General features: G+C 44.6%; 23 protein-coding genes. 12 read left to right on the top strand and 11 right to left on the bottom strand.

Annotated features, from left to right (window positions below):
• Positions 1-855: 855 nt before the first annotated feature.
• On the top strand, positions 856-2,112 hold the full coding sequence (locus RLO19_RS07840) for a hypothetical protein (protein ID WP_446355308.1): 1,257 nt from the start codon (positions 856-858) through the stop codon (positions 2,110-2,112).
• 113 nt (positions 2,113-2,225) lie between these two features.
• On the opposite strand, the gene RLO19_RS07835 is transcribed toward RLO19_RS07840, so the two are convergent.
• The 3 genes from RLO19_RS07835 to RLO19_RS07825 all read right to left on the bottom strand — a co-directional run bounded on the left by RLO19_RS07835 (position 2,226) and on the right by RLO19_RS07825 (position 4,371).
• Complete coding sequence (locus RLO19_RS07835) at positions 2,226-2,444, bottom strand: hypothetical protein (RefSeq protein WP_446355306.1); 219 nt, start codon at positions 2,442-2,444, stop codon at positions 2,226-2,228.
• A 93-nt stretch (positions 2,445-2,537) separates the two neighbouring features.
• Entirely contained in the window at positions 2,538-3,491 is a 954-nt protein-coding gene (locus tag RLO19_RS07830; RefSeq protein WP_446355304.1) for a hypothetical protein, read from the bottom strand.
• A gap of 625 nt (positions 3,492-4,116) precedes the next feature.
• The gene (locus tag RLO19_RS07825) at positions 4,117-4,371 is read right to left on the bottom strand and encodes a hypothetical protein (protein ID WP_446355303.1); all 255 of its coding nucleotides are present in this window, start codon (positions 4,369-4,371) and stop codon (positions 4,117-4,119) included.
• Positions 4,372-4,563: 192 nt separating this feature from the next.
• Here RLO19_RS07825 and arfB point away from each other — a divergent pair, with 192 nt between their 5' ends.
• Positions 4,564-4,980 (top strand): alternative ribosome rescue aminoacyl-tRNA hydrolase ArfB, encoded by a 417-nt coding sequence (gene arfB, locus RLO19_RS07820; RefSeq protein WP_446355313.1) that lies wholly within the window; start codon positions 4,564-4,566, stop codon positions 4,978-4,980.
• Here arfB and RLO19_RS07815 read toward each other — a convergent pair whose 3' ends face one another.
• On the bottom strand, positions 4,981-6,453 hold the full coding sequence (locus RLO19_RS07815; protein WP_446355301.1) for a phytoene desaturase: 1,473 nt from the start codon (positions 6,451-6,453) through the stop codon (positions 4,981-4,983).
• A gap of 313 nt (positions 6,454-6,766) precedes the next feature.
• Between RLO19_RS07815 and RLO19_RS07810 the strand changes: the two genes are divergently transcribed.
• Positions 6,767-8,848 carry an eCIS core domain-containing protein gene (locus RLO19_RS07810; RefSeq protein WP_446355299.1) on the top strand — a complete coding sequence of 694 codons (2,082 nt, stop codon included), beginning with the start codon at positions 6,767-6,769 and terminating at the stop codon, positions 8,846-8,848.
• A 279-nt stretch (positions 8,849-9,127) separates the two neighbouring features.
• On the opposite strand, the gene RLO19_RS07805 is transcribed toward RLO19_RS07810, so the two are convergent.
• The 4 genes from RLO19_RS07805 to RLO19_RS07790 all read right to left on the bottom strand — a co-directional run bounded on the left by RLO19_RS07805 (position 9,128) and on the right by RLO19_RS07790 (position 12,407).
• Complete coding sequence (locus RLO19_RS07805; RefSeq protein WP_446355297.1) at positions 9,128-9,334, bottom strand: transposase; 207 nt, start codon at positions 9,332-9,334, stop codon at positions 9,128-9,130.
• A gap of 264 nt (positions 9,335-9,598) precedes the next feature.
• Entirely contained in the window at positions 9,599-11,296 is a 1,698-nt protein-coding gene (locus RLO19_RS07800) for an IS1634 family transposase (RefSeq protein WP_446355295.1), read from the bottom strand.
• A gap of 368 nt (positions 11,297-11,664) precedes the next feature.
• Positions 11,665-12,003 carry an element excision factor XisI family protein gene (locus RLO19_RS07795; protein WP_446355293.1) on the bottom strand — a complete coding sequence of 113 codons (339 nt, stop codon included), beginning with the start codon at positions 12,001-12,003 and terminating at the stop codon, positions 11,665-11,667.
• A complete protein-coding gene (locus RLO19_RS07790) occupies positions 11,991-12,407 on the bottom strand; it encodes a XisH family protein (protein ID WP_446355291.1) in 417 nt (138 codons plus the stop codon). The genes RLO19_RS07795 and RLO19_RS07790 overlap by 13 nt, the downstream gene beginning before the upstream one ends.
• A gap of 155 nt (positions 12,408-12,562) precedes the next feature.
• On the opposite strand from RLO19_RS07790, the gene RLO19_RS07785 reads away from it, so the two are divergent.
• From RLO19_RS07785 to RLO19_RS07775, 3 genes are read left to right on the top strand one after another with little or no spacing between them, the layout of a single operon-like run.
• Entirely contained in the window at positions 12,563-13,921 is a 1,359-nt protein-coding gene (locus tag RLO19_RS07785) for a TrpB-like pyridoxal phosphate-dependent enzyme (protein WP_446355289.1), read from the top strand.
• Positions 13,922-13,926: 5 nt separating this feature from the next.
• Positions 13,927-14,850, top strand: a complete 924-nt coding sequence (locus RLO19_RS07780; RefSeq protein WP_446355287.1) for an alpha/beta fold hydrolase — start codon at positions 13,927-13,929, stop codon at positions 14,848-14,850.
• Positions 14,851-14,869: 19 nt separating this feature from the next.
• A complete protein-coding gene (locus RLO19_RS07775; protein WP_446355285.1) occupies positions 14,870-15,451 on the top strand; it encodes an alpha-ketoglutarate-dependent dioxygenase AlkB family protein in 582 nt (193 codons plus the stop codon).
• A 112-nt stretch (positions 15,452-15,563) separates the two neighbouring features.
• On the opposite strand, the gene RLO19_RS07770 is transcribed toward RLO19_RS07775, so the two are convergent.
• Positions 15,564-15,995, bottom strand: a complete 432-nt coding sequence (locus RLO19_RS07770) for an aminoacyl-histidine dipeptidase (RefSeq protein ID WP_446355283.1) — start codon at positions 15,993-15,995, stop codon at positions 15,564-15,566.
• Between the two features lie 226 nt (positions 15,996-16,221).
• Positions 16,222-16,914, bottom strand: a complete 693-nt coding sequence (locus RLO19_RS07765) for a hypothetical protein (protein ID WP_446355282.1) — start codon at positions 16,912-16,914, stop codon at positions 16,222-16,224.
• A 351-nt stretch (positions 16,915-17,265) separates the two neighbouring features.
• On the opposite strand from RLO19_RS07765, the gene RLO19_RS07760 reads away from it, so the two are divergent.
• The 6 genes from RLO19_RS07760 (at position 17,266) to RLO19_RS07735 (ending at position 24,269) form a co-directional block, all read left to right on the top strand.
• Positions 17,266-18,876, top strand: coding sequence for an AAA family ATPase (locus RLO19_RS07760; protein ID WP_446355280.1), 1,611 nt, complete (start codon positions 17,266-17,268; stop codon positions 18,874-18,876).
• Between the two features lie 208 nt (positions 18,877-19,084).
• On the top strand, positions 19,085-19,444 hold the full coding sequence (locus tag RLO19_RS07755; protein ID WP_446355278.1) for a helix-turn-helix domain-containing protein: 360 nt from the start codon (positions 19,085-19,087) through the stop codon (positions 19,442-19,444).
• Between the two features lie 2 nt (positions 19,445-19,446).
• A complete protein-coding gene (locus RLO19_RS07750; protein ID WP_446355276.1) occupies positions 19,447-20,373 on the top strand; it encodes a PD-(D/E)XK nuclease family protein in 927 nt (308 codons plus the stop codon).
• Positions 20,373-22,790 carry a hypothetical protein gene (locus RLO19_RS07745; RefSeq protein ID WP_446355274.1) on the top strand — a complete coding sequence of 806 codons (2,418 nt, stop codon included), beginning with the start codon at positions 20,373-20,375 and terminating at the stop codon, positions 22,788-22,790. Before RLO19_RS07750 ends, RLO19_RS07745 begins: the two co-directional genes overlap by 1 nt.
• Positions 22,787-23,146: a hypothetical protein gene (locus RLO19_RS07740; protein WP_446355272.1), complete on the top strand. Its 360-nt coding sequence runs from the start codon at positions 22,787-22,789 to the stop codon at positions 23,144-23,146. Before RLO19_RS07745 ends, RLO19_RS07740 begins: the two co-directional genes overlap by 4 nt.
• The gene (locus RLO19_RS07735) at positions 23,139-24,269 is read left to right on the top strand and encodes a hypothetical protein (RefSeq protein WP_446355271.1); all 1,131 of its coding nucleotides are present in this window, start codon (positions 23,139-23,141) and stop codon (positions 24,267-24,269) included. Before RLO19_RS07740 ends, RLO19_RS07735 begins: the two co-directional genes overlap by 8 nt.
• Before the next feature lie 9 nt (positions 24,270-24,278).
• Here RLO19_RS07735 and RLO19_RS07730 read toward each other — a convergent pair whose 3' ends face one another.
• Complete coding sequence (locus RLO19_RS07730) at positions 24,279-26,072, bottom strand: bifunctional 3'-5' exonuclease/DNA polymerase (protein WP_446355269.1); 1,794 nt, start codon at positions 26,070-26,072, stop codon at positions 24,279-24,281.
• Positions 26,073-26,099 lie beyond the last annotated feature (27 nt).

Below are 26,099 nucleotides of genomic sequence, written 5' to 3'. Positions count from 1 at the left end.
TAATACTCATTAGCTTCCTTTAGGAGTTTAATCAGTCTTTCTTTCTGCTCTTGAGACAGATGATTTTTAGCTGGCATATCCTGGCGACCGCGCTCTTTACCTTGTCTTTATATTATACAATTAAGCTGCGTAGCAGCTTAGCTTTGAAATCTTTGGAACCCTGAGTGAGTTGAGCCTGTGTGACAGTTAAGAACTTTATTATTTGGGAATCGATACTATTTTATGATGTACTGGAGCTTAGTAAAGAACTCTAGAAGCAAATTCTGACTGTTTGCCTGACATAGAAGTTAAGGTTTCAGACACTGAAAGTCAAGAACTTTATTATTTATGTACATAGGTTATCCTCCTGTGGCACAGCGTTGTTCCGACTCTGTGTGAGAGAGAAGGCTAGGATTGAGACTGTAAGCATATTTTGAGTTGATTGAAACTTGGGGGTGTTTTCACTTGGATTGTGAATCATTATGCCCTGACCGTCCTAGGAAACTATACATATAGTCTCATATTAGTGGGATGTTTTTAAGGGCAAATCGTTGGTTGGGGATTTCTGGGAAATAGTCCTCTTGAGGCTCTAACATAATTCTGCTCCACGGGAGGCGGGAAAGGGCATGACTGATGAGACAGGTGTTATCTTCAGAGCATGAGTAATAGCCGATGTACTGATACCGTTCGTGGTTGTGAAAGTTTTTCTAGTCCTAGAAAGTTCTTATTCAGTAGCAACAGTAGAGCAAAAGCCGTTTATAGATCTATACCTATAGGATTAAAATCAGTTAAGACTGTAGATGTACCGCTAACCCTATAAGCGCATGATAGGTTGAGTTACTCAAGTATGAACGCTTCAAAGGTAACTGAATAATTATGTCTTTAGTTATCATGCAGAGATTTACCTCGGAGTACATCTTCAAACTTAGACAAATAGGACTTGCCTTTTTTGAGAAGATAGCAACGGATCAAACACTAGCTGGAGAAACTCAGGACTTCTACCAGGGGTTGCTGGTTGGATTCGATTGGGCTGTCAAGCTAATAGACGAGGAAGATGGAGTAAAAACGCTTAGCCTTTTGGAGGCTAAATTAGCGACTTTTATAGATACACAGAGCGATGATTCTCAACAATCTCTGAGTTTTAAGGGAGCATTTAGGGACTCTAAATCGCCCATTGGTAGGTTGTCACCAAGCTATATTGCTCAAATCAAAAAAGTTGGTACAAAAACTTATTTCGAGCCAGATATAGAAGACTGCGTTTGTCCGGATGAAACTCAAGACTTCTATCACGGCTGTCTTGCCGCAGTTGATTTCGCCATCTCTTTAGCAGAAGAGAACTATGCATATGCTCAGATTAGTCTTTTGAAAACTAACGCCGCCTATTTCATAGATTTAAACAAAGACTGGGAGCGTCAGGTTAATCTCCCTGATGCAAAAGGTATGGCTTTTCTCAAAAGAAAATATTTGCATCAAGAACAGGGTTGTCTTGGCGATTTGATACAGGCGGACAATGAAAATAAAATTGGCTCTTTCAGGGAAAGAGGAGAGGAGGATGATACAGAATCGCTCTCTATAGAGGAATCTTTAGATTCTGCTGTGCTGGAGCCAGAAGATAGCCTAAGTGAGAACTCTAACTTTGATGAGCTAACCGCTTCTCCTTTAAAAGAACAGACTATCACAACAGTAGAGTCTAGTGTTTATAACCTGTCAGAAGACGATTTAAGTACTAATTCATTTTCGTCAGCAGCTACAAGAGATATTGAGCAGATAAAGCTAGCTGAATCTATTCTGCCCACAGCTCAAAGAGCTTTTGATTATGTGTTAAATCAGGCTCCAGAGCGGGTAGAAGAAACTGATGAATATACTCGTATCCGGCTAGGGGACTTGTATGATCTGATTGTCCGAGAATCTGAAGGTATTTCAGTTTCCTCTCTAACGGCTGACGGGAGAGGGGAACTAATCAGAGTTCGCCAAGAAAACTTGATTTTTGCGCGGGGCATTTTGTCTGAAGACGTTGAGTTTTGGTCAAGGGTAGCAGAACGGCTAGATCAAATAGACGCGATGGGTGGGAAGCGCGATAGGTTGGCAAATAACTGTGGAGATGTTGACAAGTCAGATGATATCGAAATTTAATCTTGTTTTTAAAGCAGCGATACGCGCTACACTTACGGTATAGCTAGGTTTAGTAACATTTCACGCGATCGCTGTTTATTCGATATCGTCTTTTACCGCTCGCAAGGTGAGGGTTAAGGCAAGTCAGACTGGGATGCGGTTTTTGCGGCAAACCATTCCCGCTTACGTACTACTAAATCCAAGCTAGTCGGAAACAAATTGAATTCAGTTCTAGCAATTTCAATTAATTTCCGCAACCCGAATTGATTGATATCCCCGTGTAATTCTTGGAGAATATCCGAGCATCCAGTCTGAGCGAGGGTAGCTAACACAAATTCTCTGTATATACTCATAGTTCGTGTGTGATTAAGGTAAACACGAACCCTTGCAGCGTTAGCTGCACTATACGGACTCGAATCAACTATCTCCTTTGAGTTCTTGAACAGTTAATTACACGACTTCAGAGATAGCAAAAGCTGTTTTTCTTTTTCCCTATTTTCGCTAATGATAACGCTGGTTTGAGCTAACAGCAATTGCTCTAAGTTGTGTGCTGCCCTACTTAAATTTTGATTGCGGCTGCCGCTTGAACGAGTTTCAATTCCACTCATGCGCAGTTGTGTACAGGGATGACAATAGCAGAGAGGAATTGTAATTTTACAGCCGGGTAAAGCAGCAATATGCTTGGTAATTTGACCTCCATTTGCTTTGTAGAATCGACCTTTAAACGCTTCTAACAAGTAGCTCGAACCATCGAAGGAATCGACCCCAAGATTAGACCAAGCTTTTGCGTAGGTTGGAGAACATAGGCCAAGGACATGAATATAACAGTTAAAAGGTAAACAGTTGCGAATTGCTGTTACAGCGGCTATGTTTCCTTTGACATCACTGGCATTGAACGCCATACCACCAATGGCTATTGCATGATATCCCAGTTCGTAAAGTTTATGAGCTGTTTCAATTTTCTCTTGAGTTGTTACCCCGTGTGTGACAGCAATAGGAGTACATTCTGGTAGTGTTTGTTGCGCAAATGTTAAGAATTTTTCGGCACTATGCCAATTGAATTTCCGTCTAAACCGAAGGTTTGAACCGGGAATGAAAATATGATCTGGAGCAGCGATCAAGTCACCAAGCTTGGGGAAGTTTTTCTCGTACTGTGCGATTGCCCAGGCTGGCGTTACCAATGTTTTACCAGAAACTGGTATTTCTGCATTTCTGTATTTTACTGCTCCACAATCCCAAAAAATCGGCAAATCTCTCGGCATGATCGCTCGGTTCACTGCTATTGAGCATAGCCATCCAGATGGTTGTTTTTCCAGGTACTCCCAAATCCCGTGTCTTTCCTCTTTAATAGTTAGGTAATCTCCCTTTCCCAGCACTGCATAGTATTTTGGCAAGTGCATACCTTTTTTTTCTCCATTTATAGTTCAAGTTAAGGGTGGTGATAACCACTTTTTTTAAATGGAGCGATAAGAGTTTTTTGAACGAGCGGTCAAAACTATTTTGGGAATCAACTTGCTTAGATGATTCGCGATCGCACTGAACTTGACAAAGTGGTTGGCAATTTCCAACATCCATTGGATTATTGAGGAATCGATATCGCCTCTAGTCGTGCAGTCATACTCTGAGAACTCAGGAGTAATCTATGCGTGTACAACCCAACTCGCCTGAATTTCCCGTCTTTAATTTTTGTATGTACATTTGACATGGCTTGCTCCTGAAAAGAGACAAAGATGAGTAGGGACAGATGTGCAAAAAATTCCTCCAAAAGCAATAATTCTTCAAAATCTGGGTTAAAAAATTAACCCGAACGTAGGAATAAATAGGAAATAATAGGGAAAAGAAGGAATAGTAATGCTGTTTTGACCTCTTTTGACCTCTTTTCACTAGCCTTAAAATCGGTATTTATCCGCTCAATAAGAATTGACGCGCATCAAAAAGCCTTCAAGAGAAGGGTGGGGGGTGGGTGAAAAAATTTCCCTAACGTTTTAAGTCAGGGAAGTTACCCCGTTAAGGGGCAGGTAATTCTTACTGATTGCGTTCGAGGCGTGCGCGGATTTGTGCTTTATGCTTGGCGCGTCGTTCGCGTACTGCATCGATGTCGTTCAACCCGTATAGTTCGCGGGCATAGTCCAAAAGATCTTTTAGGGTAGCGTTGGCATAATCAATTCGGAACTGAGCATTGTGTTCTTTCCAGTCGAATTCAACTTCACCATTGCTAAAACGGGCTTGAGCTTCCAGTTCGCGTCCGCTTTCCTCCCGCAATACTTCAATTAGCATCAATCGGCGCTTCTCTTCGATTGAGATTACGCGATCAAGAGCTTTCCGGGTGGTTGGGAGAGCGAGTTACAGTTGCAGTATTCATGGGTTTCACCTTTAAGTCGGTTTATTTTCATAGACACAGCAGCAATCGCTGCTTTTGAGTTCAGTTTTCGGTTTTTAATTTTCAGGGTTATTCTGGGCAATTGTTAAATGATGCTAAAAATTTCTAACACTGTGAGTATTCCAGAGTATGAAATCGAGATGAGTGCAGTGCGCTCTCAAGGGGCAGGCGGACAAAACGTGAATAAGGTGGCGACTGCCATTCACCTACGCTTTGATATCCTGGCTTCCTCACTGTCCGATCGCTACAAAGAGCGATTGTTAAAGCTTTCCGACCAGCGCATTACCAAGGAAGGTGTGATTGTCATCAAAGCTCAAGAACACCGCAGCCAGGAGCAGAATCGGGAAGAGGCGCTGCAACGACTGCAAGACTTGATTAAAAGTGCGATCGCACTCCCCAAACCCCGTAAACCCAGCAAACCAACTCGAAGTTCTCAAAGGAAACGCCTGGATAGCAAAAGCAAGCGAAGTCAGATTAAGGCGATGCGAGGAAAGGTTACAGATGATTAACTATCCTGCTCTACCAATCATGTCTGCCACAATCTTCCCGGAACTCATAACCCCAGGTAGCCCCGCCCCTGGATGGGTTCCGGCTCCTACACAATAAAGATTTGGAATGTCCTCGCTTTGGTTATGAGGACGGAACCAGGCAGACTGGAACAACGTAGGCTCTACTGAAAATGCTGTACCTTTGTAGCTATTCAACTCATCCCGGAAATGCAGTGGATCGATATGGTGTTCGGTAACAATATGACTTGACAAATCTGGTAAATAGTGCTTCTCTAGATACTGCACGATCGCATCCCGGTATGGCTTTGCCATCTCGTTCCAATCCGTTGCACCATCTAGGTTTGGAACTGGAGCCAGCACATACCAGCAATCACAACCCGGTGGCGCAAGGGTGGGGTCAGTTGCAGTGGGGCGATGAAGATACAGGGAAAAGTCTGATGCTAGGTGCTTGCGATCGAACAAATCTACCATCCACTCCCGATAGCGCCGCCCCATCAAAATCTCATGGTGCGCCATGTGGTTGTAGCGTCGATTCGTGCCAAAGTAAACGACGAACAGTGACATCGAATACCGGAGATTTTGCAGGTAGCGATCGCTATATTTGCGGCGAAACTGGGCGGGAACCAAATTGAGATAGGTCAGGGCAACATCGGCATTACTCACAACAGCATCCGCCTGGAGCAATTCGCCATCCTTGAGTGCAACTCCGGTTGCTCGTTTTGTCTTACCCTCAATCAAAATCTCTGCAACTTCTGTATTGAGTCGTAATTCTCCACCCAACTCTTGAGACAATCGCACCAAACCTTGCACTAATGCGCCCGTGCCACCCATTGCAAACCAAACACCGAAAGCCTGCTCCAGTTTGTGAATCATGGCGTAGACGGAGGTACTCTGAAAGGGATTGCCACCAATCAGGAGGGGATGAAAGCTAAACACCTGCCGTAATCGCTCATCCTGGATGTACTGATTTACGAAGCCTGCTACTGATTTGAAGGATTGCAATTGCAGCATATCGGGAACGACTTTGAGCATATCGGTGAAGTGGCTAAAGGGCTTGGTCATCAGGGGTAATCCCTTTTGAAACACTTGCTCAGATGCCCGGTAAAACCGATGGTAGCCTTCCACATCAGCCGGGTTGAATTGCCGAATTTGTTCGAGCAGGTAGTCGCTGGAGCCGTTATAGTGAAATACCGAGCCATCTTCAAACCGCACGTTGTAGAACGGGTCAAGCGGCACCAGCGTCACGTAATCGGACGTTGTGCGGTTACTTAATTCAAAGAGTTCATGGATCAGGTAGGGAGCCGTAATAATGGTGGGACCCGCATCGAAGGTGAAGCCATCCTGCTCATAGACATAGGCACGACCACCGGGTTTATCCCGTTTTTCTGCGATCGTCACCTGATGCCCCTGTGCCTGTAGTCGGATGGCAGCCGATAGCCCACCAAAGCCACTGCCAATTACAATAATCTTCATGAACTGCTCTCAAAGTCTGTCAGATTCATTAAATCAGAAGGAGCAAGAGAAATGCCCTAGTCATTACCATAGCTTCGCAATACGAAAAGACCCAATCATGTCATTGAGTTACGAAAAAATACTTGCTCGATGTTGTGACCCTACAATTGATTTAAAGCTGACTCAGCCCTATCAAGAGTTAAATCAATGCAATCGAGCCAACTGAACGCAGCGCGTGTTGTTGGTTGCTTGATGGAGCAGGAGTCGAGACGGTACGAGAAAATAAAGGGCATCTGCTATCACTTGACGCACACCACCAATGCAGGGGGTAGATATGGGATACGAAAGAACGCATTCCTTCCAAAAGAAGGATTCTCACACGCCACAGCCGACGACTCAGTATAGCACTCGCCCGTTTAAGGCTCCGGTACAGAGGAAGCCCAAGAAGCAACCGACGCCAGAAGAGTTGGCGAATGAAACGTTCAATCAGCACAAGTTTGAAGCTTTTGGTCTCCAGCTTAAGGAAAACAGTGGCAAAATCACCCCTGTCGAGCAGGAACGATTGGGTGTATTGCAAGCCAAGATGAATGATTACTGGACGCAGAGACGGGAAAGGGCATCCCAGATGAGTAACGACTTGTCTAAGATTCCGGTGCATCCGCCTGAGGGATATGCTACTCCTCAACTCCAGCCGATGTGGAGGCAAGGGACGCCGGGGGTGCCGATGGAGGAGACGCGATCGCCCTTTAACTCCCCGCAACCGTCGTCAGTATCACCGCTCCATGCAAAGTTGACCATTGGGGAGCCGGGGGACAAGTACGAACAGGAGGCAGATCGGGTTGCATCCCAGGTGGTAGAACAGATCAATTCTCCTGCTTCTGCCCAGCCAACTCAAGGGCAGTCGGTACAGCGTCAGGAGGAAAAGAAAGAGGAACTTCAGCGTCAACCGGAGATTACCGCACTGCAACGACAGGAAGAAAAGCCAGAGGAACTTCAAGCAAAGTCAACCCTAAAGAGTGGGGAAGCAATCGCAGGAGGGGAAGCTTCAACGGATTTGGACACCGCTATTAACAGTGCCAGGGGAGGCGGACAGCCTTTAGATGCAGGTTTGCAACAGTCAATGGGGCAGGCGATGGGGGCGGATTTTAGTGGAGTGAGGGTGCATACGGATGCTCAGTCTAATCAGTTGAATCAATCGATTCAGGCGAAGGCGTTTACAACGGGGCAGGATGTGTTCTTTCGGCAGGGGGCGTATGAGCCGGGGAGTCCCGCAGGGCAGGAGTTGATTGCCCATGAGTTGACCCATGTGGTGCAGCAGAATGGGGAGGCGGTGCAACGGCACAGTGATCTCGGAGAAGAGGAACTTCTGCCAAGCAAATTCGCCACCGATATGATGCCAGCTCAGTTCCAGACCATCAACGCTCCCGGTGAAAATCGCAAGGGAACACTGGAGCCTGTGGCGAGCAAGTTAAAATCACCGTCGATTGTCACTAGCAGAGCTGAACAACAAGATGTCAGCACCTGGCCCTCATTTTCCGGGTCAGCACTACAAAGAAAGATAGTTATTGAAAAGCCGATTAGGAATGAAATTGGGTGGAGCGAGGCCTATCTTACCTACGTCTACCCTAAATGGCAGGATATCACGGCAACAACAGGGGCATCGGAAAAAGACATGATTGAACTATTGAAGAAATATGATCAAAATAATGTCAGTTTTATCAATTTAACCAAGATGTTAGAGATACTCAAACAAGAACTCATCATCAATTTTATGAAGAAACAAACTTCGGAGGGAGACGACCACGAATTAGAAAGCCACGAAGAGCAATCGGAAGAAATGGCAATGGATGTGTTGGACAATGCCCAGATATTTGGCAAACCCATTGCTGTTGAAAAGCTCGGAAATTATTTCATTCTATTTCGTTCGGTAGAAGTTGGGGAGCTAGAGGCACTAAAGCAAACGATTGAAAAGCACAAGATACCCCTCTTCACGTTCAAGGAAGGTAAGAAAGGAACCGCTGAAAAAATGTTTGCGCCCAACAAGGCTTATGTTGTGGAGAGTATGGGAAACAAAGGCAAACGCAGCAACATGCTGGAGATTATCGTGGATCGGGCAGCTTTAGAGGATGTCATATATAATCCTCAACACACTACTTATCAGGGAGATGCAGACTCATGGTTAGAGAAAGAGAAGAAGCAGAATCTCTCGAAAGGGATAAAGGACAAACCCTCAGCGATTACTCTGAAACAGGAAAGCCCCAAGAACAAGAAAGGGTTGAGTTATACATCTATTAACATCGGATTTCGTCAGGGTGGCATAGGGTTGGAATTACTTGCAAAGTATATCGTATCAATCCGCTTAATTAACACAACATACGATATTAATAAAGAAAGCGACAAGGTGAAGGTTGTATAACCAAGTGCGATCGCTCGCCTCGTAGGTTGGGTTGACAAAGGAAACCCAACACCCATAAGCCTTTCGGGTAAAATGAAGTACAAATGTAACCTTTGGTTTTGTTGGGTTTTGCTTTCATCGCGCTCATCCCGAATTTGGTGTTCCCAAAACCGACGCTGCCAAACCGCTTGCTCCCCCTTCCTCACCCGTGAAACTGTGCGATTTCGCTTGTAATTATCTCGACAACGGTGACTAAATTCACTCTTAATCAACCGCCACCGCATCGAAAAATCTGCATCATCATCGGGTAGTGTCCATAAGCTTTTGCTTATGCTCCCGCAACACCACCATTGCCTCAATGACAAACGGATGCCTCTGCTTCACCACCCGGAAACACTGCCGCAGCAAATCAACCATCTGGGCATCATCAAAAATTGTCTGCCGCTGATACGTCACCACCGTGAAAAAATACGTCGCCCCTGGCGTTTTTGCCCGTCGATATTGCATAACATTATTCCCACATTCCGCACTTCAATCTGTAGCATTACTGAAACATGGAGAGCGCTGGCACTGATCCTCAAAACAAGCCGAGTAGAAATACTTAGAACTAGGTAAAGTTCGCGTAAACTTTGCGCGAACACTGTGGTATTTGTTTACTCTCTGTCATTAGGGTTTATTTATTGAGAATACCCAGCCACAACTATCTCCTTTTGGCTGGGAAATAATTTTGACAATTTTAAGTTGATGTTGTTGCCAATTTTCGGGAACGGGTTAACCTGACAAAACATAATAGTTCTGGCTTGATTGTGGAAAAAAACTTAAAGTAAACTGGCGCTCATCAGTTAGGTTAACGATTTGTTTAAGCCCCGCCAAAAAAACTATATGAATCCCCTGAAAACCTTGAAATATCCATTTTAATGTGGGATGATCAGTGAGTTGACCTAACTGATTCTTAAGTCCAACCTGAGCTGAGGATAAGTTCTGACGAAGTTGTCTTTGTCCAATCGCATAAACTAAAAGGCATAACCCCATCAGCATTGCCATAGTTTCGATTCTTTCGGGAGATTTCAGAAAAACGCTATCGGCAAAAAATAAAGGGTCTTTCAAAAAAGCAAAACTTCTTTCCGGAGCTTGTTGATCTTTATATTTCTGGAGGATATCTGAGGCAGTAAATTCCTGAACTTTCATTCTATTGGTGGCTAAAACAAATCGTCCGGCACGGCGTTTATCCGATTCAATTTTATTATCATTCCGCTGAACCGAGCCAGTAATTTTATAAAAACTTGACGAGCTTTGGCTCTGATTTTGAGAGGATTTGCTCTCAAGACGAGACGGAAATTCCGTCACCTTAAGCTCACGAATTTGATGATAGTTTAAAGTTTTACTCAGGAGCTTGACTTGGACAACAGCTTCTTCATAACTCGAAAATTCTTTCTGAACAAGTTTCCAGAATTTTTTGAGGATTTTTGAAGCTTCTTCCTTGATCTTCTTCTCCAGTTTCTCTAAATCTGAAGCTTTTCTGACTTGACTTTCTACCACCAACCATCTTTGTTCTACTCCTCCATACTGACTCTTCACTTCACAATAGGAGTAGCCCGGATTCGGACTCGCTTCTAATTCGTCATTCGAGAGTGAGCTAACCAGCGTTTTTGCTTCTTTAATCGATAAAGGTACACGGCATAACCATTCAATTCCTTTCATTAACAAGAGATTCTTCTTACTGTATAAGGCGCTATCACTGACTATCAGAGTAGAGAAATCTACTTGAGCTTTATAGTCTTTAACAATTTGCCCAAAAGCTCCTTTGTCAGTTTCGTTTCCATCTGCTACCCTTAAAAATAAGGGAATATCTCCATCTCCACTTACTATTAAGTCGATGACAAATTGTTTTAAGTCGGGTCGGCGATCGCGGGAATAACCGTGAGTAATTTTAATCGGCTTTGGCTGGTGTGTGATTTCTTCGGTTTCTTTCCTGTCCGCTAACCCCGAGTCGGATTCGGAAGCTAATTGCCCTTCATATTGACCATGAAGAGACAATGAAGTCGCATCTAGGTGGGAAAACTCCGATGAAGTCGCATCTAGGTGGGAAAACTCCGTCGAGATTCCGTATTTTTCGATGGCAGCTAGAGCAATCACTAAAAATATATCTGAAAGACCTTTTCGGTAGAGCTTATCCATCACTCGACCGATTTTATCATCATTTAAGTGTTTGGGTTCTATTCCTTCTCCCAATAAATGTTCTGTGGCTTTATCTTCAAAGAACTGAGGGAATAAATAGAGAGGTCTTGACACAAATCCCAATCCATTCAAAATAATTCCCTTGACAACTTGACCGGCACTTATTATTTCCCTCGTCTCCACTCCTAAAAGGTCATTGATAATTTTTTCTATTCCTATCTCATCGACAAGTCCAGCTATCAATCCTAGATGATTGATTGTCTGGATTTTTAGAGCAGCTAACGAATTCATGAATTTTCTTGCCGTTAATTGGGTTACATTATTTTTATTTTCCCTCCATTGGTATTAATTTATTTGTCCACCCTCAGTTAACCCCGTGGCGTTAAGTATTTCTACTTAATTTTTTCCCCTTATGTGAGTTCTTCGTATACTTCTTTGATGCTACAGATTGAAGTGCGGAATGTGGGTTATTGGCTCAGAGATGCTTTTTTTAGGTATCGCTATCGCGCAACCCAACCTACCTGATATCCTCACCACCTGTGCGATCGCTCTACCTCACAATCCCAGCTACAATTGGTAGATTTGATAACGGATGTAACGGATGCGATCGCACCCGCGAACTGACAAGTCAGCCCTTACGCGATACTCCAGAGGAGTCGCTACGCGATCGCAAATTCAGTATATTGTCTGACATGAGGTGGATGAAACGCTAAAACAATCTCCTCTCGTGCAATCCCTTTGTGCAACAAATCTGTCGCCACCCCATCTTCTGTCCAGTCTTCCTCAATCCAAATTTTGTCATCTTTCAAACGGATATGAATCATCACACTCTTAATCCGCTCATCTTTGTGCCAACCCATCAATAGCAAAAGGTACTGATCGTGTACCTCATCAAAGGCTAACGCACTTTCCGTTGTAGTACCAGATTTTTCATTGAGCTGATGATAGTCTGTTAAAACGTCTTGGATGATTTGCCGATAGTGCTTTAATATATCCATTGTACAATTACCTCATTTTCTGCATCAACTATTAACAATTTAACTTGGTTGCGATTGATAATCATCTGGGCTAACTGGCGTTGAAAATAACTTTTATAGGTTCCTTGGGTAATTGCCAAATACAGTTCAAAATCTAAGTCCGTCTCTACCAAAACATCTCGATAAACAACATACTGACCTACAGCTTGCTCTAAGTCATTAATAAACGAGCGACCTAAGAAGCTTTTGACTTCTACAAGAATTTTTTGACCTTGTTTTTCTGCTGCGATCGATTTTTCTGCTGCAATATCCACGTATAAGCGATCGCCACCATACTCCAAAGTATAATCTTCTGTTAAAATCTCCCAGCCATCCTTGACCAATGCAAATCTCACAGCATTATGGTAAATATCCTTAGCAGGCATTTATATTGTTGAGGTATATACCCCTTCAATTTTAACCAGCTATAGAAGGCGATCGCTCCGCAGACACGTTCGCGTAGTGCATAGCATCCGCGTCACGGAATCAGCGACAATAGAAGCCGCAACGCAATCAGCCGCTACTTTCTCTCTTACCCCGAATGGACACCATCAAATACCTCCTGTCGGAAGACCTTTTGCCCACTGCCTGGTACAATGTCCAGGCGGATTTGTCCACGCCTCTACCCCCCGTTCTCCATCCCGGCACTGGACAACCCATTACTCCCGATGACCTGGCTCCCCTCTTTCCCCTGAGCCTGATCGAACAGGAAGTCAGCCAGTCTCGTTGGATTGAGATTCCTGACGAGGTTCAGTCCATCTACCGTCAATGGCGACCCACCCCGCTTTATCGCGCACGCCGACTGGAGAAAGCCCTCGATACCACTGCCAAGATTTACTACAAATACGAAGGCGTTAGCCCTGCCGGAAGCCACAAACCCAATACTGCCGTTGCCCAGGCGTACTATAACAAGCAAGCAGGCGTAAAGCGACTGACCACGGAAACCGGAGCCGGACAGTGGGGTTCCTCACTCGCGTTTGCTGGGGCACTGTTTGGGCTGGAAGTGCTGGTCTATATGGTAAAGGTCAGCTATAACCAAAAGCCGTACCGTCGATCGCTAATGGAAGCGTATGGAGCCAGAGTGGTTGCCAGTCCCAGTGAAGAAACCCATGCAGGGCGCTCAATTCTATCCGCGTATCCCAACAGCACAGGTAGCCTGGGCATCGCTATCAGTGAAGCGGTAGAAGTTGCCGCCGGGGATGAGGGGAGCAAGTACGCTTTGGGCAGTGTCCTCAACCATGTTTTGCTGCACCAGACGGTGATTGGACAAGAAGCCTTGGCACAGCTAGAAATGGCAGGAGATTATCCAGATATTGTCGTGGGTTGTACGGGTGGGGGCAGCAACTTTGCCGGCATCGCCTTTCCGTTTCTGGGTGCAAAGCTACGCGGTGAGCGAGATGTTGAGATTATTGCCGTGGAACCCGCCGCCTGTCCAACTCTAACTCGTGGCAAGTACGCCTATGATTTCGGCGATACAGCACATCTGACTCCATTAGTCAAGATGCATACTTTGGGAAGCACGTTTGTACCGGAAGGCATTCATGCGGGTGGTCTACGCTATCACGGGATGGCTCCCCTCGTCAGTCATGTGGTGAACCTGGGACTCGCACAACCCCGCTCCGAATATCAGTTAGGTTGTTTCGCCGCAGGATTGACCTTTGCTCGTGCCGAAGGTATCCTTCCGGCTCCAGAAGCCAACCATGCCGTTAAGGGAGCGATCGACGAGGCATTAAAATGCAAAGAGTCCGGCGAGAGCAAGGTGATTTTGTTTAACCTTTGCGGTCATGGGCACTTTGATATGCAGGCGTACATGGACTATCAGGCAGGAAAACTGGTAGATACTGAGTACAGTGCAGAGGAAGTAGCGATGGCTCTGGCAGGATTACCGGTTGTCGGTTAGAGCGAATGAAAGCTGATTTTCTACCGCCCTCAGTTGTTGACATTCAAGATTTAGAGGCGATCGCTCTTCTCCAGCAACTTGAACGTCAAGTAGTTCAGGTTCCCTTTCAACAAGGCACAACCGCAATTGCTACTGCCTACGTTCACCACTCTTCCGATCGCTCGGCTTCCCAACCTAACGCTGCACCAATTCTGTTGCTACCTGGATTTGACAGTTCCCTGCTGGAGTTCCGGCGTTTGCTCCCCTTATTAACAACCCAGCACGAGACTTGGACAGTAGATCTGTTTGGCTCTGGATTTACAGAGTACGTTCCCACCCTTGCCGTCAATCCTCAAAATATCCGGCAGCATCTCCTTAAGGTTATAGAAACCTGGATTAGGCAACCTGTAATGCTGGTTGGTGCATCGTTAGGGGGTGCAGTGGCGATCGACTTTGCCTTAAACTATCCCAACTGGGTGCGATCGCTGGTTCTAATTAACAGTGTTGGCTTTTCTGGCAGCTTTCCAGTTGGGCAATTTCTCCCACATCCCCTGATTGAATTAGGGGCAAATTGGTTGCACTTCCGCAAACAGGCTGCTCTCACTGCTGCTTTAGCTTTCCCAATAATTGACCTAACGCTGATTGATGCGCTTCGTTGTTCTTTGCTGCATCAGGAGATGCCAGGATGGAAAGCAGCGATCGCGTCCTTCACAAAAAGTGGAGGTTATGCTAATTTGCGCGATCGCATCGCTCAGGTTCAACATCCCACCCTGATTTTGTGGGGAGAAGCCGATGATGTATTGGGGACGGACGATGCAACCAAGTTTAAACAGGCAATTTCAGGCAGTCAACTCATTTGGATTCTCAAAGCTAGTCATGTACCTCACTTTGATCAACCTCAATCTGTTGCCGCGCATTTGCTGACATTTGCCCGACGCATCGGAAATTAATCGCCTATTTGTTTGTATTATGCTCACTCTCCAACTACCTGATGCGGATATTGTGTTCTACCCGTCTCTGCTAGAGGGACAGGAAAGCGATCGCTTTTTCACTGAACTAACTCAAACCATTGATTGGCGACAGGATTGGATTACGATTTACGGGCGTTCCATGCCTCAACCCAGGCTGACGGCTTGGCATGGCGATCCCGGTATATCCTATACTTACTCTGGCATCACGATGCACACCTCTCCCTGGACGCCTACAATACTTGACCTCAAGGCAAAGGCTGAAGCGGTTTCGGGTGTGGTATTCAACAGTGTACTGCTCAATCTTTACCGAGATGGCAACGACAGTATGGGGTGGCACAGCGATGATGAACCTGAGTTGGGACAAAATCCAGTTATTGGTTCTCTGAGTTTAGGCGGAACACGGCGGTTCATGCTGCGGCATCGAGCCGAGAAAGGATTAAAGCATCAATTGGAGTTAACTTCTGGTAGTTTCTTATTGATGCAAGGCACAATGCAGCACTATTGGCAGCATCAAATTCCTAAAACTAAACGTCCGGTTCCTCCCCGAATTAATTTGACCTTTAGAGCTATTTTAAATTAACAAAAAGCAGCGGATTTAGCCGATAAAAAAACTTCCCCACTGCTGGCATTAAGGCAGTGAGGAAGTAGCCCTTAACGGGAAATCTTTGCTTACGATTCGTTGCTATTGCAATTTACTCGAAATCGTCAATCTCATCATCAACATCAACATCTTCTTCCAAATAGTGTAAACTTGGGGCAGTTCCACTGCTTTGGCGGGCAATCCGTTCGTTGCGGATACCCCGATGCTTGGCGCGGCGCTCCCGGATTGCATCCATGTCGGTTAATCCATACAGGGTGCGAGCGGCACGCATTAATTCCTTCAGAGGCGTTTCGCTGTAATCAGCGCGAAACTGAGTGTTGTGCGCTTCCCAATCGAATTCAGTGTCGTTAAAACGAGCTTCGTTAGCCAACTCTCGTCCCGATTCTTCCCTTAAGACTTCTAGTACCATCAAACGCAGTTTCTCGTTGTAGCTGATGCACTTGTCGAGCGCTTTAACGCGAGCCTTTTGAGAATTGGTAGTTTTGGCTGTATTCGTTTTACGAAGTTTGTTAGCTGTAGTCATTTTTCAGTTTTCCTTAATTCAGGTCTGTTCATATACACAGCAGCAATCGCTGCCTTTTCAAATTCTGTTTTTTGTGGTCTTTATCTATTAACATAAAATTGATGGCTTAGTTCTTATAAAATTAGAAAAAATTACTCCGCTTTTTCTAAGCGGAGCAAAGTTGAATGCAAAAGTTATGAAGAGAGAAGCCTGAAAAGAAATTCTAAATTTAAGGAGTTGCCAAAGATTATTCTAATACTTCCTCCTCATCAGAATCCACTTCATCCTCAGCGTCGGAATCATCTTCTTCCTCGGTATCGAAGTCATCTTCAAGTTCCTCGTCCAAGTCGTCTTCGGATTCCTCTTCTTCATCGGTATCAAGCTCATCCTCTAGATCGTCAAAATCATCTTCGTCGTCAGATTCATCTTGTTTGCTATAGCTATTACGCTTGGCAAGTGATTCCTGATTAAATTTGACGAGACCTTTAATTGCTTCTTGCGGATCAAGCTCGAAAACGTCGTACAATTTTGCCATAACCAGGGCTATGACTTCGATATTGTGACGTAGGGCATCAGGTTGTCCGAATAAGGCAGGGAACACTTGGTTATTCCAACGTTGCCAGTTCATTGTCTTGCCACGTTTTTTCAACTGTGCGGCAATATCCAAGCCTATTTTTTCTTTGGTGGCGTGACCTATTTTGGTTTGGAGACGTTTTTCACGGAGTTGAATCTTGACTCCAAACTTTTTCAGGATAGTGGTTCGGACACGAGCTAGAAGTTCATCAGCTTGCTCTTCGACAGTCATTGTCGAGCGTCGGCTGACCTGAGATTGGGTCGCTGTTGCTGGATTTTTTGACTTAGCAGCACCGTTGCTTTTGCCATTAGAAGTTCTCGCTCCATTGGATGAGCGTGAGTTGTTTTTAGTTGTTGTCGTTGCCATGAAGTTTGATTAAATTTAACTACTTCCTGGCTATTTGCGCCGTTAGGCGCTATCAAAGTTTACATTTTCTACTCTTTATAGCTTTGATGAGTTTTGTAGTTTTAAGATAGTTGATGACGATTCAGCTCCGATTAAAGTCGGGAGGAATCAAAACACTTGTAGGAATAAGTAGGTGAGTCTTGCTTCGTACTCGACCGAAATAAGTAGTTGTGTGGATTAGCTAAATAGGTTAACTCATTCTTAAGAACTAGAGATAGGCTTGACTGTTGTTTAACTGTTGGTTGATGGCAAGTGTAACCCGTGCTAGGTGAATAGAAAGAGTAGCTTTGAGTATTTTCTAACGGTGAACTTATGCGTACCATCAATGATTGGTTAAGATTGGCAAATAAAGGCACTCCTATTGTTGGACTGGAATATTACACAACCGACCGAACCCGGGTGTTGACACAGTTTTACAGATGGGGGCAAGAACTCCAAATGCCAGTTCTGTTCTGGAACCCTGGCTATGGCTGCTTACAGGAAGTCGTCAGTAAAGACGGTAAGTGCATTCTACAAAACACCGACTTGTACTTAGACTCAGACGTGCTTCAATTCCTATTAGAAAGCGGGAGGGAGGGGATTTATATTCTTGAGGGGGTGTTAGATTTTGATGAATCTGGTCAGGTTAGCTACACCCGTGCGTTCCAACTGGCAAATGCTTATTATCACTCATCTTGGTCTGCCACTCGTCAGTTTTGGGTAATGCTGGAAAACTACATCCAGTTGCCGATGAACTTGCAGCCTTTGATTCCAGTATTGACTACCCCAATGCCCAATCGCGACGCTGTGCAAAAGATGGTAGCATCGTTTGGTAGTCAAAACCCTTGGCTTGGAGGTCAAGAGGATGACTCGCTTCAAGCTTCATTGGTTCGAGCTTGCCAGGGGTTGCCGCAAGGTGAGATTGAGTTGGTTTTGGAGCGATTCTCTTGCAGAGATGTTGCGCGATCGCAGGCATTTGCTTCTACAGTAGAGGAATTGACAGGTTTGGTGCTTGACCATAAGGTTAACAAGCTGCGGGGACGGGGTCTGGAATTTATCGCCGAACCGGATGTCCCGGATGCAGGGGGTCTAGACTTGCTAGACGAGTCGCTTTCAAAGGTGGCTAGCTTGCTAAATCCAGACGCAGAAAAATATGGACTCCAATTTCCCAAGGGAATGATTCTTTGGGGACCACCTGGTACGGGAAAAAGTCTGAGTGCTAAACTCGCGGCTAAGAAGATGGGAGTGCCACTGTTGGCTGCTGACTGGGGTGCAATTGTTGGTTCTTCTCAACCGGACTTGGCTCTGCGGGAACTGCTGGAATTGGCTCAGGCTTTAAGTCCTACAATTCTCTATTGGGATGATTTTGATAAAGGCTTTGCTGGGTGGAATTCTAATGCGGATGGGGGCGTTTCTAGGCGCTTGTCGGGGAAGCTTTTAACCTGGATGCAGGAGCATCAATACCCAATTTATATCGTGGCGACAGTTAACCGTTTAGGGATGTTGCCACCGGAATTAATCCGCCGATTTGATGATATTTTCTTTGTGGATTTGCCTCACGAAGGGGCGATGTACGAGATTTTTAACTTGCATCTCAAGAAATATTTTCCAGATTTTCGGAATTCTTCTGAGTCGCCTTGGACGGATGATGAGTGGCGAATTTTGTTGAGGGATTACAGACTTTGTACGCCAGCAGAAATTGGCAATGCTGTGAGAAAATGCGCTGAGGAAATCTACTATCGTAATCAGTTACAAGGTCAACAGCCTGATGAATTGAGGGTGACGTTGAATGATCTCCGGCATCAGCGTTATCAGTTTACGCCGTCGATGTTGCGGGATGAGGAGCAGATTTTAGCGATTCGCAATCAAGCGACTTATGCTCGTCCAGCTAGTGGGGTAGACCAGTCCAAGTTTGCAATTCCGCTACAGGAATTGTTTGGGTAGTTAAATTGTGCAGTTGCTCCAGGTTTTGTTCTTTGAAATGCCTGCGATTGCGCCGCAGTTGTTCAACGAGTCTGTCGAGCTGGCTATCTGTGGCAGCGAGAGCTTCTAGGTCTTGGGTCAAAACGGATTCTGTCGATCTGGCATAAGCTGTGTTTCACGGACAATTCAACTTGCTTGACATAGTTAGCAAGCTTGATATAATTAGTACATGAGTCAAGAATCAAGCAAGTTAGGTTCATTTCTCGCCTCCGCTCGTCAGCACAAAAAACTGACACTACGTGCGGTTGAAACTGAAACAGGTATCTCCAATGCCTATCTCAGCCAATTAGAGACGGGCAAAATCCGTTCGCCTTCTCCAGGTATTCTGCGTAAGCTCAGCGATCTGTATAACATTCCATATACAACTCTATTAGAACTGGCTGGGTATCCAGTGCCGGAGAGCGGGAAACTAGATACATCACTCACAGAGCTCGCTGCCAGATTAGGTCCAGTTACTTCTGAAGAAGCAGATGAACTAGCCGATTATCTCAAATATCTGCGCTCAAAACAAAACAAACGGAAACGTTGATTATGTGGTCTTTCTCTGCGGCAAAAACATTCAAAAAATGCCAACGACAGTGGTACTACAAAAACTGTCTAGCAAATTGGAAAGCAAAAGATATTCACCGCCATAAAGCTTACCTGCTGAGTAAATTGCAAAGTATCAGTTCTTGGCGTGGTAGTATCGTAGATTCTGTGATTAGTGAGGTGATTGTTCCGACATTAAAAGCCAAAGGAACTCCCTCACTTACAGTTGCTCAACAGAGGGCTAAAGAGCTATTTGACCGACAACTCAAATTTGCTCGACAACACCCCCTGCATCAACAAGGACTTTCACCTTCTCAGGTAGGTTCTGACTTTGCTGTATTTCATTGCATGGAGTATGGCGGGAAGATTCCTGAGACAGAGATAAAAAAGGCAAAAGCAGAAATTGACCAAGCCTTAGCAAATTTATTTAATATGCCTGAAGTTTGGTCAGAACTCAAAACAGCTCAATATCTCGTCACTCAGAGAGCATTATCATTCTCACACACTGGTGAAACGGTTCGAGCCGTCCCCGATCTTATTGCTTTCTATCGCAACAAACCTCCATTGATTATTGATTGGAAGGTTCACTTCTCTGGAGTTTACAGAGCTTTGAATCAACTTGGAATATACGCACTCGCTCTAACTCGAGGAAAACCCCACAAAGATTTTCCAAAATTATCAAAGTGGGAAGTTACTGACCTTCAACTTTTGGAAATTCAATTACTGACAAATAAGATCCGACGTTATCAATTAGACGAAGTGCGAATTGCTGAAATTGATAACTTTATGGCTGAAAGCATCAGTGCAATGCAACTAATCGTAGGAGAGGCAAAAAAATCAACACTTGCTCCAATGGAGTTTTTGACAGCTTCTTCCCCTGAAACGTGCCAGTTCTGTAACTATCAATCAATTTGTTGGGAGTCCGCGTAATGGGCATAGAAAGTAATGTTTTTCCATTCTTAAATCTTGCTGAGCTTGCGACTCAGTACCGCTTGTATGAGATACGAGGGCTTAAGCGACATTCTGAGTACTACAAGAATCGGCAGAATTTGATCCATCGGTTGAGCTATCTCCTCAAATATCCTGTAACTATCATCGAATGTGACGCAAAGCCGTGCCTGGTAGTAGCTGCCGATGCACCAGAGCCACCTGCATCTTGTCCAATTGTCAGAGGGGTTGTTTATTTCAAATCAACTGGCAATACGCTAAACCTTGACTATTCACTCCGTACCCCACAGAATGACGAGATTTGCCTGCGATTCCTCCACTTCATGGTGCAGTCTGCCCTGTTTGGGAATGCACAACTGTGGCAGCCCAGTGCTGGAAAACCTTTTTTTGAGAAGGCTCCACATCAAGAATTTGGTTCGATCTCACTATTTCGCGGGTTCTCAGTCCGTCCAGATTTTACCGAAAGTGGAAGCATTGGACTCTGCGTTGATGTGCAACATAAGTTTATCAGTCGAGATCCGTTACCCACTTATTTAACGGAACAGGAATTTCAGCAGTATAAAGTTAAACATTGCATTTACCATTACGGACACCAGTGGTATGAAATTCAACTGAGTGAGCTTTCCGACTTAAACGCGACGGAAGCAATGGTTCCATACAATAATAATTTGCTTTCTTTGCTTGACTACATCATCAAAAATTCCCGCAAGCCAATTCCAGAAGATTTGGTATCTATAGCTCAAGATGCGGCAGTGGTTCATTATTTCAATAATCAGAACGAAGATCGGATGGCGATCGCAGCATTGTGTCATTTAGTGTATGACACCACTAATCCTGTCATTCAGCGTTACCACTCCTACACTATTTTGAAACCCCATATTCGCCGTTCTGCGATTCATCAGCTAGTTGAGAAGTACCTCCGAGAGATTAAATTTGGCAACATTACTCTCAAGGTTGCTGGCACACCTGAGCAGGTTTCACAGGAAATGTTCACACTTCCAGATTACCGTTTTGGAAATAACTATCGGTTGTCAGTTCGGGGTACTGAAGGGGCGACCCACGTAACTTTGAATCAAGTTGGGCAGAGGAGATTAGAGCTACTTAGTAGTCCGGATGCTGGAGTGTATGTGCGAGAACCCTTTGATCGCCAGTATCTTTTGCTTCCTCAGACTGTCGGCGATAGTTTTGGGTCAAAGTTTGTTCAGGATCTCAAAAAGGTTGTTGATAAACTCTATCCAGCAGGTGGAGGCTACAAACCTCAGGTGATCTACTACCCAGATCGGGGTTTCCGAACCTACATTGAGCAGGGTAAAGCCATTCTGAAAACCGTGGAAGAACATCAGCTTCAGCCAGGTTACGGCATTGTGATGTTGCATCATACTCCCAACCGCTTACCACGCCAGCACGATCCCCTTGCTGCTTTAGTTGTCAGGGAATTAAAAAACCATGATTTATACGTGGCTACAATTCACTCAGCAACAGGGAAAGAGTGCTACGAATTACGGTACAACGAGCATGGACAGCCCTTTTACGCTGTCCGCGCCCCAAAACGTGGCAAATTGCAAGGCTATCTTCGTGCTGTTGCCTTGAATAAGGTACTACTTACCAATGAGCGATGGCCGTTTGTTTTGGATACGCCTTTGCACGCGGATGTCACTATTGGAATTGATGTTAAACACCACACAGCAGGCTACATTGTTGTCAACAAGGATGGAAGTCAAATTTGGACGCTGCCACCGATTACGTCCAAACAAAAGGAGCAGTTATCTAGCGATCAGGTTAAAGCCTGTTTAATTGAAATTTTGACAAAAGAAGCGGAGCAAGCGACGTATCCACTTTTATGCATTGTCATTCATCGTGATGGGCGGATGTATGAGTGCGAGATTGAAGGGGCTAAACAGGCGATCGCGGCACTGAAGGCACAAGGAATTATACCTGAAGATGCCACTTTAACAATTCTAGAAATCTCTAAATCTGCCCCGGCATCCATACGGTTATTTGATGTAACTGAGCGAGGGGGGCAGTCACCGTTTGTGCAAAATCCTCAAATTGGCTTTTACCGTATCATCAACAATGATGGATACCTCTGCTCAACAGGTCGAGCATTTCCAAAGCCAGGGACAGTTAAGCCACTGCACGTCCGGTATATCGAGGGTAGCCTGCCATTTAAATTATGTTTGGAAGATATTTACTATTTAACTGCCCTAACTTGGACAAAACCTGATGACGGCACCCGTTATCCGATCACAGTAAAACTCAACGACCGGAGATTGAGTGAAGATGCTAGTGAATACGATGAAGATGCGCTCCGATTTGACTTATCAGAAGAGCTTGAGTCCGAAGATAGCTTTAATGAAATCGCTGATAATGAGCAAGACAGCGAGGAGGCAACAGTATGAGTACAATCGGTCTATATTCCACTCTGTATACTCGGCTTGAAGAATATGCTGAACTTCTGGATCAAGCCCTGATTCAACTCAAGCAAGAACAGATAACAATCTCCGAGCAGCAACAGAAGTTGGGAGAGCTATTGGTTAGTTTAGCAAAATCACCAAGAGGGTTAGATGCCCAATTATTAGTTATTTTGCTACAAGATAGTCCTAAAAAAAGCCTTGTTGAATGGAGTCAACTGGGCCAAGCACTGTTGTCACACAAGATAACACCAGTTGAGATTACAAAACTTGAAAAGCTAGCAAATATGCTTGAGTATGAACGTGCGAATACCTTTGCGCGGATGCGAGGTGGTAATGCTTAATAACTATCTTGCAGGTGCAGTTCCACAAATGATTGAACGAGGGCGGGTATTAATAGCCAGCATTCCTAGGGATCTTCCTAGAGATTACCAGGCATTGAGATCAATATGTACACAACAAGTGAACGATGAAATTCAAGCGCTACAAAAGCTAAGAAAAAATGTTCATAATACCTGTGATCCAGAAAATCTACGGGAATTCAAGCGAATTGTTGCAAAAATGGACTTGATTGAAACAGTTGGAATTGCTGCATTGAATCGAGCATCTAGCGAAGACTATCGTCTAAATGTTTTGATCGAGAGAATAGCGCGTGAAATTAATTATCCTCACCTTACTCCAACTGTTACAACTCTATCTCAGCAGTACTTTTGCATTTACCGTAATCTCAATCTCCTTTGCATTCCCTTAATTGAAGGTAAGTTTTTGTTGCATCTCCCTGATTTGTATCATGAGCTAGCGCATCCTTTCTTCACAGTAAAAAACGATCCAATATTAGAACCATTTCAACATCAGTATGAAAATGCAATTCTTGAAGTACTCAATCATTTTGAAGAAGAGAAAAACAAACTAGAGTATCGCCGTGGACCTAGACAGTTTTATGAACTCCTTCACACCTGGCAAATTTCATGGATTAAATTTTGGGTAGAAGAGTTTTTCTGTGATTTATATGCAGTCTATACTTTAGGTTCAGCCTTTGTTTGGTCACACTTACATTTAGCAATTAAGCGTGGTAGTAATCCGCACGAGTTATCGTTGCTGCGGATAAGTTCACATCCCTGTGATCATGCACGGATGAGTGCCATGCTGTATGCACTGGAGTTATCTGGGTCTCAACCAACAGCTAAGGAGATTCAGCAGCGATGGAGTGAGTTTTGTGAGCAAATCGCAGCCCAACCGGAACCCGAATACCACCGCTGCTATCCCAGGGATCTCATAGAGGCAGTAGCATATCATGCTTGGAATGCGGTAAAAGATATTCAGGCTCGAATTGCAACCCCTACGATTCAAGACCCTATTCATAACTTGCTAAATCAGGCATGGCAGCAATTTTGGCAGAACCCAGCAACGTATGTTGATTGGGAGAAACAAGCGGTTGAAACACTATTGACTGAGTGCGATCGCTAATGGCTGTATTTAACTCCAAGAAGAATCAATTTTTACTTCAACTTCAACAGGAACTTGCTGTAGATATAACTCTCCTGCTGCCACCATGACCTTTCTTAGAAGGCGGCTGGTTCTTTTTAGACTTGCATTCGGACACTCTAACAAAATCTCATCGTGTACCACACCAATCAACTTCGCACCCGTCTTAGGTAGAACTTTAAACAAACGAGCGATCGCCACTTTCAACATATCAGCCGACGTTCCCTGAACAGGGTGATTTAGCAACTCAGAAAGCCTGGGTTTCTTCGCCCACCGTCTTCTGCGTCCACCAATTGTTCGGATTTGCTTGATATCTTTAATATACACCATTCTCCTGATTCTATCGTGCCATTTCTTAACTCCAGCATAAGCTTGAAAGAACCGCATTCTGAACTCTGTGGCTTCCTCTAGAGTTAAGAGTACATCGTACTTTTCCTCAGCATAAGCTTGAAGTTTGGCGGCACCCATGCCATAGATTAACCCGAAATTTACCGATTTGGCTATCCGCCGATCCTCTTCTGTTACCTCCTCTAACCGCTTGCCTGTAATCAATGATGCCGTTAAAGCGTGCAAATCTTCACTTTTAGCGTAGGCATCAAGCATTTTTGCATCGCCAGATATTTCTGCTACAATCCTTAGTTCAATCTGGCTATAATCCGCCTTGATTATTTGATAGCCAGGAGCAGCAATAAAGCAAGCACGCATTCCCTTGGCGGTGCAAATCCTGGGAATATTTTGCAGATTCGGCTGCTTGCAACTGAATCGTCCAGAACGAGCGCCACATTGCCGATAGCTGGGGTGAATCCTTCCGGTTACAGGGTGAATATGTTTGGGCAAGACTTCAGCAAAGTTTGAACATAAAGATGCCAACTTTCGATATTTCAGTAGGGATTGAATAACCGGATATTCACGAGCTTTTGGGATGAGTTCGCTCTTGCTGGTTGACTTGATAGGAATATTTAAGGCGTGAAGAGCGCTTAAAACTTGTGTCGCCGAGCGAGGGTTGATGGTTTCCGTGAGTTCTGGGAATAGGGAAAGTTGTGGATTAGGGGCGGGTTTTAAACCAGCTTTCACTAATTCTGTCAGTGCTGTCTGCCTTTGGGTTTTCAGTTCTTCACCCACTAAATGCCAGCATTTTGCATCCAAAAGCATTCCATTCAGTTCCATCTGGGCTACAGCAGGCATTGCTGCAAATTCAATCTGGGCAGTTTCCAGTAACCCAGCACTTCTGAGTTTGGAATTAAGCCGCGATCTAAGTTTCAGTAAGACAGCAGCATCTAAAGCTGCATATTCTAACTGAGAGGTTGATAGTTTCCCTCCAAAATTACTCGACTGGAAGCGTTTATCAAGTTTAATTCCTAAAAATTCCAGAGCGAGGGATTGTAGATCGTGGTCTTTCTTGAGTCCTGAACGCAGCACTTGGCTTGCTAACATGACATCAAAGAATGGCCCAGAGGGTCGGAGCTTGGCTATTTCTAACACTTGCCAGTCAAACTTACCATTTTGAAACACTTTAATAACCTTATTATTTAAAAGTTGTTTCAAAGGTGACAGTTCCTGAGTGGAAATAGCCTCTAAATCGATAATTATTACTGGGTGCTTTGGAACAGCTATTTGGATGAGTCGAATGCGGTTGGTAAAAGGGTCTAGTCCGGTAGTTTCCGTGTCTATAGCTATAACACGAGCTTTCATTAGACGTGGTAGAATAGTGCTAAGTCGAGATGAGTTCGTAATCAGCTCGTATTCCACCACAGGAGTCAGGGCGGTGTGCGGCGAAGTAATCATGGAGTTAGGGGGATTTTAAGGCAATAG

Source organism: Coleofasciculus sp. G2-EDA-02, assembly GCF_040226375.1.
GTDB lineage: Bacteria > Cyanobacteriota > Cyanobacteriia > Cyanobacteriales > Coleofasciculaceae > Coleofasciculus.
Note: the sequence above shows the minus strand (reverse complement) of the source record. Positions and strands in the feature narration are given on the sequence as shown.